The organism is Psychroserpens damuponensis, assembly GCF_000826655.1.
GTDB classification, from domain to species: domain Bacteria; phylum Bacteroidota; class Bacteroidia; order Flavobacteriales; family Flavobacteriaceae; genus Psychroserpens; species Psychroserpens damuponensis.
This window is the reverse complement of record NZ_JXJO01000024.1, coordinates 262814-277414: the sequence shown is the minus strand read 5'-3', so window position 1 is coordinate 277414 and position 14601 is coordinate 262814. Positions and strand designations below refer to the sequence as shown.

Sequence of the window (14601 nt, the reverse complement as noted above, 5' to 3'; positions counted from 1 at the left end):
AAATGCGTAATGATACATCTCAAACTGTTAGTGTTAGTTGGCTTCATCAGCATATAAATAATGACAATCTAATCGTTTTAGATGCAACTATTAAAAAAGTAAATGATGTAGGGACTTTTACTTCGGAAGAATGGATTCCTAAAACGAGGTATTTTGATCTAAAAGGAAAGTTTAGTGATATAGAAGCAGAGTTTCCAACAACAGTGTCTTCCGAAGCACAATTTCAACATGAAGCAAGAGCACTAGGTATTCATCAAGATTCTATAATAGTCGTGTATGATAACAAAGGTATTTATTCTAGCGCTAGAGTGTGGTGGTTATTTAAAACCTTTGGTTTTGAAAATGTAGCTGTATTAGATGGCGGACTTCCACAATGGAAACAGCAAAATTACGAAACCGTAAATTTTTTAGAATCTAAACACTGGAAAACGGGTAACTTTTCTGCAACATATAATGCAAAAAATATGATTTTTTTCAAAGGTATTTCTGAAATATCAACTGATAAAATAGGTTTGATTTTAGATGCACGTTCCGAAGAAAGATTTAAAGGAAAAGCTAAAGAGCCTAGAGTAGGATTGCGAAGTGGGACAATTCCAAATTCTCAAAACCTGCCATACAATGTGTTGCTTAACGACGGCTGTTTGAAGCCTAAAGATGAGCTAAAAGTAATTTTTGATACATTTAACATAGAAGAAAGGAGGTTGGTTTTCTCTTGTGGATCTGGCATTACAGCTTGTATTTTAGCTTTAGCTGCATGTATTTTAGGTTATCAACAAATTGCTGTTTATGATGGTTCATGGACAGAATACGGAACTTTAATTCAATAATTATGGAACACACAAATTGGAGTAAACAAGAATTGGTAGCATATATTTTATTGTATGTGGCACATTCAGATTTAAAAGAAACAAAGCGAGAGCATGAGTATATTTTATCTCGCGTAGATTTAGACACATATATTCATATTAAAAATGAATTTGATGCAGATAATGATTATCAAAGTATTACTAAAATAGTTGAAGCTGTCAATGCATCTCAGTTTTATAAAAATAATCCTGATGCGTTATTCGCAGATATTAAATTGATGGCCTTTGCAGATGGTAAAATGGATCAAATGGAACATGCCATGTATAATAGTTTAAAGAAGATATTGACATAATACTTGTGCTAAATACACATAAATTTAAATTATGATAAGAAGCATTTTTAGTGTTTTTGTTTTTGTAATTACTACGTTAAGTAACGCTCAAGAAATAAAAGTAAATCAAGAAGATAGTTACAAACTTTTTGTTGAGACTTTAGTAAACTCTAAAGATGTTAGATTCAATTCAATCATAGAGGATTATGATGCTTAGGTGTTACCAATATATAGTGCTAACAAATTGTTTAAAATAAAGCCAATAGCGTTAGAGAAAAGAATTCCGGTAAATTGGACTCTTAAGCATTTTTGGTTAATCTGCTTTGCATATTTGATGGCTCAAATGCTGCTTATGGTTATTTTCTATTATCAAGATTATATGAATTATTATTTTGATATTGTCTATTCTTATGTGGATGATGAATTATTAGAAACACAACTCTTTACCGCAAATACGCTTATTGCTTATTCTGTTATTGTTTTAATATTAACACTTTTCTTCTTGAACAAGAAACGCTTGAAATTTGTGTTTCAATCCAATATAAGGTATATGCAAATTATTGGATGTAGCATATTGTTTTTAATCGTGAATGTCATAATTTTAAAAGTCCTTCGCATATTCATAGATATTGATGAAGCCTCTATGTTTATTCAATCATTAAGTATACGTGAAGAGATAAAAGCGTTGCTTTTTGAGTACGGCTTTGGTGTTTCTTTTTTGATAATTGCTGTTATAGTGCCTTTTTATGAAGAAATTATGTTTCGTGGAATCATTTTGTCTTCTACAGAAAAACATATTGGTTTTAAGTGGGCTAATGTTGTTCAAGCAGTACTATTTGCGGTTGTTCATTTTAATTTTGAACTTTTTATATTTTATTTTGTATTTGGTTTAATCACAGGCTATGCGGTGAAACGCACCAATGGTTTGCTTACAGGTATTGTATTTCATGCTGTAAATAACTGCTTTGTGTTAATAGCCATGTACATGGTTGGTAAGTACGCGCCAGGCATTTATTAATGAGAATCTCAATCTTTAAAGTTCTATCAAAAATTAAAATAATAATAATTTATAGAGTCGTAAGTGCTACTAATGAGTTGTATTCGTGTATTTTATAGATGTTTTTTGCACATCTGGTATCTTAAACTTTTTTATTTGGTTTATAACGATGTTTTTATTCTACACTAAACATATGCAGTAAATTTACAGTATAAATAATGTGCTATTAATCAATATATCGTTAGATAATCCCTCTTGATTAAAAAATTATTTAAAAGTTAAATTTAGTTTTAATTAGTTGTTAATTATTAGAGTCCTTTTTTCCCGAAAGGACTTTTTTTATGCAATAAATTTAGACTTCAATTCAGGAGTTGGTATCATACAGGACTCTTTTTTACCATACCATTTATAGCGATTTTTAGCAATAAAGTTGTAAACCCAATTTCTAATAAAAGCGGGTGTAATTAAAAAAACTGCAAGTAGGTTAGTAGGAAACCCTAAGTGTTTTGTAATTAATAAGGCTGCAGTAGATTTATAGGTGAGTGTCTCTTTTATTGGGTTATATAATAAAATAGAATCTGTTTTTGTGGTATCTATACTAAACTTTTTGATAATATCATTTCCAATGTTGCTTTGCAAAGGCGCAAACAAAAATTTGTTCTTTTTATCACGTTTTATAACGTACAACACACTAGAGTTGCAAAGATTGCAAACACCATCAAAAAGTATTAATTGCTTATTTTTAGGTAAAGATTTTATCACATTACAAAGATAAACTAAGTATGATTAGTTTTTTTTAAAAAGTGTTAAAAGAGGTGAGGCTAGATTTTAGAAAAAGTAATAATCATCATTGTTTATATAAATTAAAGCTTATTGTTTTACAGCCTCAACCAATTCTAATTGTTCTAAACTAACATTGGTTGTAAAAATACCATAATTCACAACAGCTTTATTTTTTTCTATTTTATCAATCGTGCCAACTGCACGACCGTCGTGCATTCTAACACGATCTCCTAACCTAAGTATAGGTTTTGGTTTTTCTACAGGTTTTGCTTTTATTTTGGCAGCTTTTTTCTTTTTACGAATCATGTCAACCTTTTTCTCAGCTTCTTGTTTAATCTGCTTTTCTTTATGCTTTACTGCTCTTTTTTGTTTAGCGGAAATTTTCTTGCGTTTAGAGTTTTCTATTTGAACTAATTTAAATAGCTCTGCCATTAACTCTCGCTTTTTTTTGTCTTCAAAGTACTTCTCTGAAATGTCGTTAACCTTTTGGCCTAAATAAATTAAACGCTGATTAGAATCATATAATTCTTGAAAATTCTCTAATTTTTTTTGAACCTTAGCATTAACTTCCTCTAATTTATCTGCTTCAGATTGCTTTTTCTTCTCATTTTCTTTTAGGGAGCGTTCTGTTTTTTCTAGTTTACTACGTTCTTTTTGGAGTTTTGCTATAGTGGCATCAAATCTTACTTTACCACGCTCAATTTTCTTTTTTGCACGATTAATAAGGCTATAAGGAATGCCGTTTTTTTGTGCAACTTCAAACGTAAATGAACTACCAGCTTGGCCTAAAACCAATTTAAACATAGGCTCTAAACTCTTTTCATCAAACATCATGTTTGCATTTTGCATAAATGGTAATTCGTTTGCTAACACTTTTAGGTTAGAGTAGTGAGTTGTAATTATTCCGTAGGCTTCACGATGATAAAATTCTTCTAAAAATGTTTCAGCCAAAGCGCCTCCAAGTTCTGGATCAGATCCAGTTCCAAATTCATCGATAAGAAATAAGGTGTTTTTGTTACATTTCCGAAGAAAAAAGTTCATTTGTTTTAATCGGTAGCTATACGTACTTAGGTGATTTTCTATAGATTGATTGTCTCCAATGTCACTAATAATACGGTCAAAAAGGCATATGTTGCTTTTTTCGTGCACCGGAATTAATAAGCCGCTTTGCAACATAACTTGCATTAAACCTATGGTTTTAAGCGTGATGCTTTTTCCGCCAGCGTTAGGTCCAGAAATAACGATAATGCGGTTCTCTGGATGTAAAACAATGGATTGAGGATGGGTTTTTTTGCCTTCGGCTTTATTAGATATATAAAGTAAAGGATGGTAGGCGTCTTTTGCGTTATATATTTTCTCGTCGTTAAGTATTGGAAGAATACCATTAATAGATTGTGCGTGTTTAGCTTTTGCATAAATCACATCTAGTTTAACTAAGAATGATTGATAGCGTTGAAAAAGAGAAACATACGGACGAATATATTCGGTTAAGTTTCTAAGAATTTTATCGACTTCTTCACTTTCATCAAACTCTAAATTGTTGAGTTCGCGAGCATATTGAAACGTTTGTTCTGGCTGGATATAAACGATGCTTCCCGTTCTGCTTCCGCCCATAATACTTCCTTTAACTTTGCGTCGGTACATCGCTTTAACAGCTAAAACGCGTTTGTTTTCAACCACAGATTCTCTAATATCATCTAGATATTCTAAATTATGATATTGAGTGAGAGCGGCAGTAAAACTTACATTAATTTTACCACGCACAGTGTTAATAGATTGACGTAATTGATACAATGTATTTGTAGCATTGTCTTTTACATCTCCAAATCGATCTATTATGGTATCTATTTCTGTAATAATATGAGATACAACCTCTAACTTTGTAGATATCTGGAACAAGGTTGGGTAATACTCTTCAAATTTCTTTAAAAACTTAAGAATCTCACTTATAGTGAGTGTAATGGAGGCGATTTTTTTAAAGCTTTTGGTGTCTAAATAAGAGTTTTCAATTTTTAACAGCTTGATCTCTTTTGTGATAGGCTCGAATCCGTGATTTGGGATTCTATTATCATTATAAAACGAAGAGATATATTCATTTGTAAAATCTAGTGATTTAATGACGTTCTCTCTTGTAGTAAAAGGTTTTATGTTTAAGGATTCAATACGGCCTAAATCGGTAATACAAAGTTCTGACACTTGTTGTAATACAGTGTAAAATTCTACGTCTTGTAAAGTCTTGTCGTGAATATTAATCATTAATAGTTAGTCTCTAATTGAAGAATTACAAATGTACTTATTAATGATGTAGTATTAAAATGTTTTAGTGTACTGTTGTTGAGTAGTTTAACTTGTTGTAGGTAGAATTATATTTTGAATGCTATTACATATTTAGGGTATATTGTATAATTTTGACGAAGCATAACTAATAAATAATATGGAAATTTCAATACATCAAAGCTGGAAAGAAAAATTACAAGATGAGTTTGAAGCCTCTTATTTTGTGGAATTAAGTGATTATATATCAAAAGAATATAGCCGTTTTGAATGTTATCCTCCAAAACAAAACATTTTTTCTGCGTTCAATCTTTGTCATTTTGATAGTGTTAAAGTGGTTATAATTGGGCAAGATCCTTATCATGGAGTGCATCAAGCCAACGGTTTATGTTTTTCGGTTGGTGATGATGTTGCTCATCCACCATCGCTTAGAAATATTTTTAAAGAAATAGAAAGTGATCTTGGTATGCCATATCCTGTATCTGGCAATTTAGAACATTTAGCAAAAGAAGGTGTTTTATTATTAAATGCAACATTGACTGTAAGGGCTCGTGAGGCTGGTAGCCATCAAAATAAAGGATGGGAAAAATTTACTGATAACGTGATTAAAACAATTAGCAATGAAAAAGAAGGCGTTGTTTTTTTACTTTGGGGAGGTTATGCAAAAAAGAAAATAAAATTAATTGATACTACTAAACATAATGTTTTAACCTCAGGTCATCCATCACCATTGAGCGCAAATAGAGGGTATTGGTTTGGTAACAAGCATTTTAGTAAAACCAATAAAATCTTAAATTCAAATAATAAAAAAGAGATTAAATGGTGATAATTAACTCCCTGTTGGAGCTAAATGACTAACCGTAAGCTTTTCTGTTCTAATTTTAGGTGACACGGATTTTATAACAAGAGGCTGTTCTTTTGAAACTCTTTTTGTGGTCTTGTTACAGCTAAAAATCAATAACAAAAAGTTTAATGCAACTAAAAATGAAAGTGCTAGAGTAATTGTTATTATCATATAAAAATAAATTATTAGTTAAGATAATCAAAAGTTTCGGTTATGCTAAAATAAGTAAAATTTTGATAAATAGAAAGTTATAAAATAAAAACAGGTAAAACTACCTATTTCTCTAAGATTATAACCTTTAATAATAAAACAAGTATCATCTATTTTTTCCTACCAACATTAGAATAATTTTTTAACTAAACTATAATAATCAACTTTTTTAGGAATAATATCTAAGTTTAACAACTTATCCTGTATCAAATCAATTGTAGTTTCATCGATAACCTCTTGAGACCATTCTGTGAGTGATAGCCATTCTTGTACATCTTCTAATTGTTGATCGTACCTATTAGCAATAGTTTTATCAATACTTGGGATGTCTTTAAACTCTTCTGTAGTATTATTAATAATATTTAAAATGGTTTTGACGTCTTGTAAATTAGACTCTAAAAAATCTTCTCTCACTGCAATAACAAAACAAGGCCATGGCGTTGGGCAGTTATCAATCCTTCTAAACACGCCATTGTCTACAATAGGTTTTGTTGTAAACTTTTCCCACATAAAATAATCAGCATCACCATTTGTTAAGCCTTCAACTGCACCATCTAAATTTTTAATGACCTCAAAATTTAAATCTTTTTCTAAATTCCATTTATGATTTTCGGCATTGATATAAGCCATTAAATGAGATCCAGAGCCATATCGGCTTATTGCTGCTCGCGTTCCTTTTAAATCGTCGATAGTTTTAAAATTTGAATCATGAGCCACATGAATTCCCCAAATTAAAGGAGATTGTACAAATGTTTGTACAATTTTACTAGGGTTGCCATCAATTATATCTTTTATAACGCCTTCTGTAAGTATTACAGCCATATCAATCTCGCCTTCACGCAAGGCTTTATTCATGGCACCAGTACCTCCAAAATAATCTTTCCAACGTAGGTTTATACCTTCATCTTTATATTCACCATTTTTAAGGGTGAGATACCAGGCAAGATTAAAATGTTCAGGAACGCCTCCTATGTTTATTTTTTTCAATGTATTTATTTAAATAATTAATCTTATTCTATTATTTTGTCTAACGTGTATTTAATCAGTTCGTTAACAAGCTCTTTTGGTGTTTCGCTAAATTCACCTGTTGCTCTATTTGCAATAATAGCATTCATAGAAAGCGCATTATGGCCTAATAAATTAGAAATCCCATAAATTCCTGCAGTTTCCATTTCTAGGTTGGTAATAGATTTGCCGTCAAAATCAAAATTAGCCAGTTTGTCATTTAAGTCGTTATCTTGTATTGGTAATCTCAATATGCGACCTTGCGGACCATAAAACCCAACATTAGTAGCAGTAAAGCCTGTAACGGTTTTATCACTAGTGAGTTTTTCTAGTAAGCGATCACTACATTTTACAACATAAGGGTCAGATTTTTTGTCAAACCAATGAGTTTGCGTTTTTAATGCTTCGGAAATTTTAAAATACTGCACATGCTCGCTGTCATAAAAATGAAGTAAACTATCAAAACCAGCAGCATATTCGCTTATTAAAAATGAATTAATAGGTATCTCTTTTTGGATTGAGCCAGATGTTCCAATCCTTATAATGTCTAAGGATGTTAGGTCAGGTTTTATTTCTCGCTTTTCTAAATCAATATTGACTAATGCGTCCAATTCGTTAAAAACAATATCAATATTATCTGTACCAATACCTGTTGAAATTACCGTTATTTTTTTTCCTTTGTAAGTGCCAGTTTGTGTATGAAACTCACGCTTGTGCGTTTTAAATTCAACCGAATCAAAATGCTTTGTGACACTAGATACACGATCAGGATCACCAACCGTTATAATTGTTGACGCCAAATGTTCTGGGCGAAGATTTAAGTGATATACACTGCCATCAGGATTTAATATTAATTCAGATGCTTTAATTGGCATTTAATACTGTTTTTATAAGTTTATTTTGTTGTTTATCAAATTTGAAATCTAGAGCACGTACTCCTCCATAATACATGGTGTTATTCATTTCTACTTGATAATTATGTTGGTGTTCTAGAGCTAAATGTCCTTTTCTATTCAAAATTAAGCTGTTTTCAGTTTCAGTAAAAAAGAGTGCTAATACATCTATTACACGTGCTAATTGTAAATCTCCATAACCATAATAGCCTTGGTAGTGCAGTGTGTAACCTACTAAATGATGTCTAGAGGTTATTTTATTTTCTTTTACAAGTGTTAGAATATTGTATTCTAAGGTGCTAATACCACTTCGTACATCAGGAAAACGTTTAATATGCGCTTTTAAGCAATTACTCATATATTTAAATGACGATGGTCTTGTAATTAATGGTTTAAGTAAATTATGATCATTTCCGCAGTAAATTTTCCAAACCTTTGTTGCTAAAGCAATATCGTCAACATTGAGTTTAACACGTTCATCATAATGTGCTTGTAGTTGCTTTGGGTTTAATTGCCCAAGTGCTTTTAATTCTTTTTCACCTTCAACACGACCACTACAAACAAGATATATGGGTAAATAAATCCCTTTTTGCTCTAATAAACTAATAACTGCCACCATATTAATATGGCAAAATAAATCATATTCAAACCATAAAACAATCTCAGTAAAACTAGCGATATCGTCTAATTTTTTTAGCTCACTAGTTATTTGTTTTTTACTTAAATTGATATCATAAAACGACTTAAAGAAAGATTTTCTAGCTTTTATAAACTCTTTTGAAGCTACAAGCTCTACTGTAGGTCCAACACAAAGTGTTTCCTGCCATGAAATCACGTTAGCTTTTGTGACAATCTCTAGTTCTAAAAGATAATCTGTTAAAGCATTTCCGTTTGTAATATGCAACGTTGTGCTACTCATCCACCAACACGTTTTACGTTAAAACCTTTCGCTTTTAAGATGGTCATGATCTTATCTCTATAATCACCTTGAATGATAATTTTATCATCTTTAAAACTTCCACCAACGCTTAGTTTTTGTTTTAATTCTTTGGCTAACTTTTTAAAATCATCTGTAGCACCTGTATAGCCTTCTAATATGGTAATTGGTTTCCCTTTTCGTTTCTCGTATTTACAAATTATAGGGTCATCTTGTAACCAAAGATCTTTGTCTTTAGACGTTTTTTCTTCGGAAACTTCTTCTTCCACATGATCAGGAAAGAGGTTTTTTAGTTGGTCTTGTAAATCCATTGATTTTAGTCTTCAGTTCTCAGTTCTCAGTTCTCAGTTCTCAGTTTTCAGTTTGCAGTAGTGCGTTAGAGTATAACTACATACTAATCACTGCATACTTATTTCTTAAGTCCAAGTTCTATTAAGCGTTCATTTAAAAACTCACCAGCTGTGATATCGTCAAACTGCTTAGGATTGTCTTCATCAATACAACTTTCTAATACATCTAATTTCATTTCACTAATTGGATGCATAAAAAATGGAATAGAGTAGCGCGACGTTCCCCAAAGTTCTCGTGGCGGATTTACAACTCTGTGAATCGTAGATTTTAATTTATTGTTGGTATGTCTCGATAACATATCACCAACATTAATCATTAATTCGTCAGGCTCTGCCATAGCATCAATCCATTCACCCTTATGATTTTGTACTTGAAGTCCTCGTCCTTGAGCTCCCATTAATAAGGTAATTAAATTGATATCGCCATGAGCAGCAGCACGCACTGCATTTTCAGGTTCTTCAAGAATAGGAGGGTAATGAATAGGTCTTAATATTGAATTTCCATTATGGATATAATTATCAAAATAAGTCTCTTCTAAATCTAGATATAAGGCTAAAGCACGTAATACATATTTAGCCGTTTTTTCTAACATTTGATAGGTTTCTTTACCTGTTTTATTGAAGTTTTCAAGTTCGTTAACTGTGACATTTTCAGGGTATTCTTTAGCGCGTTCAGGATCATCTTCAACATATTGTCCAAAATGCCAAAACTCTTTTAAATCGCCTTCCTTTTTACCTTTTGCACTTTCTTTTCCGAAGGAAATATAACCACGTTGGCCACCAATACCTTCAATTTCATAACTGCGTTTCGTTTCTACTGGTAAATCAAAAAAGTTCTTTACTTCATCATATAAGTTGTCAACCAATTGGTCGTTTAAAAAATGTCCTTTTAAGGCTACAAAACCTATTTCTTCATAGGCTTTGCCAATTTCATCAATAAATTTTTGCTTTCTATTTGCGTCTTCAGAGAGAAAATCTTGAAGATTCACACTTGGTATTCTATTCATTGTATCTTGGATTTAATTTAATGTCAAGATAACAAAAATAGCGAAAATTGTCCTAAAATCACATATTTCACTTACACTTAAAAAAGAACAGAGTTAGTCCGTATAAAAGTCAATTTTTATTTACATTTGATTTACTAATAAAATATTTCAAATAATGTTGACCTCAACCAAAAGTCTAATAGCCTACAATAAGAAAAATCTAGACGACAAAACACTTTTAAGTCTTTATAAAAATATGCTCAAACCTCGTATGATAGAAGAGAAAATGCTCATCTTATTACGTCAAGGTAAAATTTCAAAATGGTTTTCTGGTATTGGTCAAGAAGCGATTTCTGTAGGAGTGACTATGGCATTAGATAAGGAGGAATATATCCTGCCAATGCATAGAAACTTAGGGGTTTTTACAACACGAGAAATCCCGTTATATCGATTATTTAGCCAATGGCAAGGTAAAGCTAATGGATTTACAAAAGGTAGAGATCGCTCATTCCATTTTGGAACTCAAGAGTTTAATTTAGTGGGTATGATTTCGCATTTGGGACCACAATTAGGTGTCGCCGACGGTATTGCTTTAGCAAGTGTATTAAAAAACAAACAACAAGTAACAGCCGTTTTTACAGGAGAAGGTGGAACAAGTGAAGGTGATTTTCATGAAGCGTTGAATGTCGCATCTGTGTGGCAATTACCTGTTTTGTTTTGTGTTGAAAATAATGGTTACGGACTCTCAACGCCAACAAGTGAACAATATAACTGTAAAGATATAGCCGATAGAGGTAAAGGGTACGGTATGGAATCTTTTATTCTCGACGGAAATAATATACTAGAAGTCTATGCTAAAATTAAAAAATTGGCAGATAGCGTTCGTAAACGTCCGCGACCGATTTTAATAGAGTTTAAAACTTTTAGAATGCGTGGTCATGAAGAAGCGAGCGGAACAAAGTATGTTCCTAAAAAACTCATGAATGATTGGGCTAAAAAAGATCCTGTAGATAATTTTAGAGCCTATTTAATGGAGCTTGGTTTGTTAACTGAAAAAGACGACACAACTTTTAGAGAAACTATTCTTAACGAAATTAATGAACATCTACAATTAGCTTATAATGAAGATGCTATTGTACCAAATGTAGAAACAGAATTAAATGATATATATAGCGATTTTCAATATAAAGAGTCAACTCCAAGCGCCAAAACTGAAGAGTTAAGGTTTATAGATGCCATTTCTCAAGGTCTTAAGCAATCTATGGAAAAACATAATGATTTGGTCATTATGGGACAAGATGTTGCTGAGTATGGAGGTGTTTTTAAAATCACTGAAGGTTTTGTAGACGCGTTTGGAAAAGAACGTGTACGGAACACGCCAATTTGTGAATCGGCAATTGTAGAAGCAGCTATGGGATTATCAATCGCTGGGATGAAAGCAGTTATGGAGATGCAATTTGCAGATTTTGCGACCTCTGGATTTAATCCAATTGTAAATTATTTAGCTAAATCACATTATCGTTGGAGTCAACAAGCAGATGTTGTTATTAGAATGCCTTGTGGAGGAGGTGTTGCTGCAGGACCTTTTCACTCGCAAACCAATGAAGCTTGGTTTACAAAAACTCCAGGTTTAAAAGTGGTGTATCCAGCGTTCCCTTATGATGCAAAAGGCTTATTGGCTACAGCAATTGAAGAGCCTAATCCAGTCTTGTTTTTTGAGCACAAGGCCTTGTATAGAAGTATTCGTCAAGAGGTACCAGTTAATTATTTTACAATTCCTTTAGGTAAAGCAGCTTTGCTTAAAGAAGGAACTGATGTGACGATTATAACTTATGGAGCAGGCGTGCATTGGGCTTTAGAAACTTTAGAAAAGAATCCAAATATTAATGCAGACCTTATAGATTTAAGAAGTTTACAACCTATAGATACAGAGGCTATTTATGCTTCTGTTAAAAAAACAGGTAGAGCTATTATTTTACAAGAAGACTCTCTTTTTGGAGGTATTGCAAGTGATATTTCTTCTCTAATAATGGAAAACTGTTTTGAGCAATTAGATGCACCAGTAAAGCGTGTGGCAAGTATGGAAACGCCTATTCCTTTTATTGGGCAGTTGGAAGAGCAGTATATGGCAAAAGGTAGGTTTGAAGAAGCTTTAGTTGCGTTGTTGAATTATTGAAATAAAAAAGAAATTCGTTTATATCTTGAAAAGACTGAGCGTATATGAAAGAGCTAGTATTGCATATGCTAAAAAAATTGCAATTGGGTCTTTTATAATTGGTACGCTCATTTTTTTAGGATTTTTATTGTTCAGTTTGGAAAGTTTGGCCTTAATAGGTGTCTTGTTTTTTTTATTAGCGAGTTTTATAAATAGTATCATGTTAGTGCAACTCATTTATTTAGGGATTTAGAGAAAAAACTTAAGACTTGTTTTTGGAAAAGTGATATTATTTGTTCTAATTAATATTCCGATTACATTGATTTTTATGGTTATTGGATCTAATGTTTATCGTTATAGATTTGGGTTTTAATATAAATAAAAACGACAATTGAATAGCTAAATAAAAGGTATAATTACTCTTTTTAATTTATAAAATGAACTTAAGCAAAAACACTAATAAAGCCTTTCAGTTCGCAATCATCTCGATTGTTTGTTTTTTGATATTTGTTCTTTTTCAGTTTCTGGCCGCGAGTAATAGAATTTCCGAAGAAACATACACTTACGCAAGTAGTTTTTCTATAGCTGTAGTTCTTATTGCAGGAATTACTGGCTTTTTTTATAGTATGAAAGGGTTGAAAGAGCCTATTTCAGTAAAAAAAATAATTGGGTTGTTGGTGAATTCTATTTTAATTTTATTAATTATTTCAATTTTTGCAGCGAGTATTATAGATCTTTCTAAACTTTTTTAAATGTACCAATTGTGAACTTAAAACTGGTTGTTCTTTTAGTTATTTTACTCTTACTAAGTTGTAAAGAGGAAGAAACAAATAACTACCAATGGAAAACGATTGAGGTTACTGCTACAGCTTATAATTCTTTAATGTATCAAACAAATTCTAATCCGCATATTACAGCATTTGGCGATAGTTTAAAACCTGGACTAAAATATATTGCAGTCTCTAGAGATTTGCTTGAAAGTGGTTTGGGACACAATACTTTAGTGAAAGTTGAAGGTTTGGAAGGCACTTATTTGGTCAAGGATAAAATGAATCGTCGATTTAAAAACAAAATAGACCTTTATATGGGAACTGATGTTAAAGCTGCGAAAAAATGGGGTAGACGCAAGGTTAACATCAGTTATAGAATTGAGACTATTAAAGACTCAATTATTATATATTAATAACAGTATTGCCTAATGCTTAATCTCTGCTTCAGATAATTTAAAAGGATACGCTTTTTTAACTTCTTGAAGTTCTTTTATAGAGAGTTCATTGGTTGGTTTATTCCATTTATTTTTAGCATAATCACGTCTTAATTCATAATATGCTTTTGTAATTTCATCCTGTACTTTAATATAAAATTCGTAAGACGTCAAGGTGTCGTTGGCTAAAGATACAATTGCTTTTTGGGGATTGTCTGATGAAGAAATATCGTTTAAACCATCACAATAATCGCAAGAACTATCACCATTATTATTTAAAAATGTTTTTGTAATCGTTTTAAGCTCGTTTATAGAAATGAGTTCATTATCAACGAGTAATTCGTTACTAGCATTAACTTTTATAACTAGTATATTGCGCATGTTCACGTGACCATCGTTGCAATTTACGTTTTCTGGACAAGGAGCTGGTAACTTCCTATTAATGCCTTTGTCTTTAGGAATAACAGCAGTAACTAAGAAAAAAATAAGGAGTAAAAATGCAATATCTGCCATAGATCCTGCATTGACTTCTGGGTAATGTCGTCTTGTACTTTTCATAATAGTGAGTGTTTAAATCTTACAAACTAAAACCAGAAGTAATTTCTAGGTTGTTTGTATAAAAGATGATTAATAATAGGAGGGAAGTCACAAAAACGATACCATAAAATTATGTTAATGCAAAAAGACCAGAATACAAATTGTATACTGGTCTTTCTCGATTAGATTTTGAATCTGAACTAATTACAGATCTCGTAGATTGATGAAAATTTAATTATAACACTAACGTAACGTTTCTAAATCGTCGTTTGTTGTGTGTGATGTATT

General features: G+C 31.6%; 16 protein-coding genes. 8 read left to right on the top strand and 8 right to left on the bottom strand.

Annotated features, from left to right (window positions below):
- The first annotated feature begins 2 nt into the window (after nt 1-2).
- Genes TD29_RS15570 through TD29_RS15560 form a run of 4 tightly spaced genes read left to right on the top strand, consistent with a single transcriptional unit; the run spans nt 3 to nt 2156 of the window.
- Entirely contained in the window at nt 3-827 is an 825-nt protein-coding gene (locus tag TD29_RS15570; RefSeq protein WP_040281983.1) for a sulfurtransferase, read from the top strand.
- 2 nt (nt 828-829) lie between these two features.
- Entirely contained in the window at nt 830-1159 is a 330-nt protein-coding gene (locus tag TD29_RS15565; protein WP_040281981.1) for a hypothetical protein, read from the top strand.
- 31 nt (nt 1160-1190) lie between these two features.
- Nucleotides 1191-1355 carry a hypothetical protein gene (locus tag TD29_RS18540; protein ID WP_161792623.1) on the top strand — a complete coding sequence of 55 codons (165 nt, stop codon included), beginning with the start codon at nt 1191-1193 and terminating at the stop codon, nt 1353-1355.
- Nucleotides 1356-1382: 27 nt separating this feature from the next.
- On the top strand, nt 1383-2156 hold the full coding sequence (locus TD29_RS15560) for a CPBP family intramembrane glutamic endopeptidase (RefSeq protein ID WP_152611540.1): 774 nt from the start codon (nt 1383-1385) through the stop codon (nt 2154-2156).
- Between the two features lie 318 nt (nt 2157-2474).
- On the opposite strand, the gene TD29_RS15555 is transcribed toward TD29_RS15560, so the two are convergent.
- Together TD29_RS15555 and TD29_RS15550 are read right to left on the bottom strand one after the other, a co-directional pair.
- Complete coding sequence (locus tag TD29_RS15555) at nt 2475-2897, bottom strand: thiol-disulfide oxidoreductase DCC family protein (RefSeq protein ID WP_040281977.1); 423 nt, start codon at nt 2895-2897, stop codon at nt 2475-2477.
- A 108-nt stretch (nt 2898-3005) separates the two neighbouring features.
- Nucleotides 3006-5174 carry an endonuclease MutS2 gene (locus tag TD29_RS15550; protein ID WP_040281976.1) on the bottom strand — a complete coding sequence of 723 codons (2169 nt, stop codon included), beginning with the start codon at nt 5172-5174 and terminating at the stop codon, nt 3006-3008.
- A gap of 178 nt (nt 5175-5352) precedes the next feature.
- Between TD29_RS15550 and TD29_RS15545 the strand changes: the two genes are divergently transcribed.
- Nucleotides 5353-6018 carry a uracil-DNA glycosylase gene (locus TD29_RS15545; RefSeq protein ID WP_040281974.1) on the top strand — a complete coding sequence of 222 codons (666 nt, stop codon included), beginning with the start codon at nt 5353-5355 and terminating at the stop codon, nt 6016-6018.
- 357 nt (nt 6019-6375) lie between these two features.
- Here the strand turns inward: TD29_RS15545 and TD29_RS15540 are convergent, their stop codons facing one another.
- From TD29_RS15540 to TD29_RS15520, 5 genes are all read right to left on the bottom strand, one after another.
- A complete protein-coding gene (locus TD29_RS15540) occupies nt 6376-7233 on the bottom strand; it encodes a substrate-binding domain-containing protein (protein ID WP_040281972.1) in 858 nt (285 codons plus the stop codon).
- A gap of 23 nt (nt 7234-7256) precedes the next feature.
- On the bottom strand, nt 7257-8126 hold the full coding sequence (locus TD29_RS15535) for a nucleoside phosphorylase (protein ID WP_040281970.1): 870 nt from the start codon (nt 8124-8126) through the stop codon (nt 7257-7259).
- Entirely contained in the window at nt 8116-9063 is a 948-nt protein-coding gene (locus tag TD29_RS15530) for a DUF1835 domain-containing protein (RefSeq protein WP_040281967.1), read from the bottom strand. The genes TD29_RS15535 and TD29_RS15530 overlap by 11 nt, the downstream gene beginning before the upstream one ends.
- Nucleotides 9060-9392 (bottom strand): translation initiation factor, encoded by a 333-nt coding sequence (locus TD29_RS15525; RefSeq protein ID WP_040281965.1) that lies wholly within the window; start codon nt 9390-9392, stop codon nt 9060-9062. Before TD29_RS15525 ends, TD29_RS15530 begins: the two co-directional genes overlap by 4 nt.
- A 98-nt stretch (nt 9393-9490) precedes the next feature.
- The gene (locus TD29_RS15520; protein ID WP_040281963.1) at nt 9491-10438 is read right to left on the bottom strand and encodes an isopenicillin N synthase family dioxygenase; all 948 of its coding nucleotides are present in this window, start codon (nt 10436-10438) and stop codon (nt 9491-9493) included.
- 154 nt (nt 10439-10592) lie between these two features.
- On the opposite strand from TD29_RS15520, the gene TD29_RS15515 reads away from it, so the two are divergent.
- The 3 genes from TD29_RS15515 to TD29_RS15500 all read left to right on the top strand — a co-directional run bounded on the left by TD29_RS15515 (nt 10593) and on the right by TD29_RS15500 (nt 13755).
- On the top strand, nt 10593-12593 hold the full coding sequence (locus TD29_RS15515) for an alpha-ketoacid dehydrogenase subunit alpha/beta (RefSeq protein ID WP_040281961.1): 2001 nt from the start codon (nt 10593-10595) through the stop codon (nt 12591-12593).
- A 416-nt stretch (nt 12594-13009) separates the two neighbouring features.
- Nucleotides 13010-13324, top strand: a complete 315-nt coding sequence (locus TD29_RS15505; RefSeq protein WP_040281958.1) for a hypothetical protein — start codon at nt 13010-13012, stop codon at nt 13322-13324.
- 11 nt (nt 13325-13335) lie between these two features.
- Nucleotides 13336-13755 (top strand): 3D domain-containing protein, encoded by a 420-nt coding sequence (locus TD29_RS15500; protein ID WP_040281956.1) that lies wholly within the window; start codon nt 13336-13338, stop codon nt 13753-13755.
- Nucleotides 13756-13767: 12 nt separating this feature from the next.
- Here TD29_RS15500 and TD29_RS15495 read toward each other — a convergent pair whose 3' ends face one another.
- On the bottom strand, nt 13768-14334 hold the full coding sequence (locus TD29_RS15495; RefSeq protein ID WP_040281954.1) for an ExbD/TolR family protein: 567 nt from the start codon (nt 14332-14334) through the stop codon (nt 13768-13770).
- Nucleotides 14335-14601 lie beyond the last annotated feature (267 nt).

What these genes read in the sequence shown, in the direction of transcription:
- TD29_RS15570 (WP_040281983.1), top strand. Translation starts at nt 3, where the DNA reads ATGCGTAATGATACATCTCAAACTGTTAGTGTTAGTTGGCTTCATCAG.
- TD29_RS15565 (WP_040281981.1), top strand. Translation starts at nt 830, where the DNA reads ATGGAACACACAAATTGGAGTAAACAAGAATTGGTAGCATATATTTTA.
- TD29_RS18540 (WP_161792623.1), top strand. Translation starts at nt 1,191, where the DNA reads ATGATAAGAAGCATTTTTAGTGTTTTTGTTTTTGTAATTACTACGTTA.
- TD29_RS15550 (WP_040281976.1), bottom strand. Translation starts at nt 5,174, where the DNA reads ATGATTAATATTCACGACAAGACTTTACAAGACGTAGAATTTTACACT.
- TD29_RS15545 (WP_040281974.1), top strand. Translation starts at nt 5,353, where the DNA reads ATGGAAATTTCAATACATCAAAGCTGGAAAGAAAAATTACAAGATGAG.
- TD29_RS15535 (WP_040281970.1), bottom strand. Translation starts at nt 8,126, where the DNA reads ATGCCAATTAAAGCATCTGAATTAATATTAAATCCTGATGGCAGTGTA.
- TD29_RS15530 (WP_040281967.1), bottom strand. Translation starts at nt 9,063, where the DNA reads ATGAGTAGCACAACGTTGCATATTACAAACGGAAATGCTTTAACAGAT.
- TD29_RS15525 (WP_040281965.1), bottom strand. Translation starts at nt 9,392, where the DNA reads ATGGATTTACAAGACCAACTAAAAAACCTCTTTCCTGATCATGTGGAA.
- TD29_RS15520 (WP_040281963.1), bottom strand. Translation starts at nt 10,438, where the DNA reads ATGAATAGAATACCAAGTGTGAATCTTCAAGATTTTCTCTCTGAAGAC.
- TD29_RS15515 (WP_040281961.1), top strand. Translation starts at nt 10,593, where the DNA reads ATGTTGACCTCAACCAAAAGTCTAATAGCCTACAATAAGAAAAATCTA.
- TD29_RS15505 (WP_040281958.1), top strand. Translation starts at nt 13,010, where the DNA reads ATGAACTTAAGCAAAAACACTAATAAAGCCTTTCAGTTCGCAATCATC.
- TD29_RS15495 (WP_040281954.1), bottom strand. Translation starts at nt 14,334, where the DNA reads ATGAAAAGTACAAGACGACATTACCCAGAAGTCAATGCAGGATCTATG.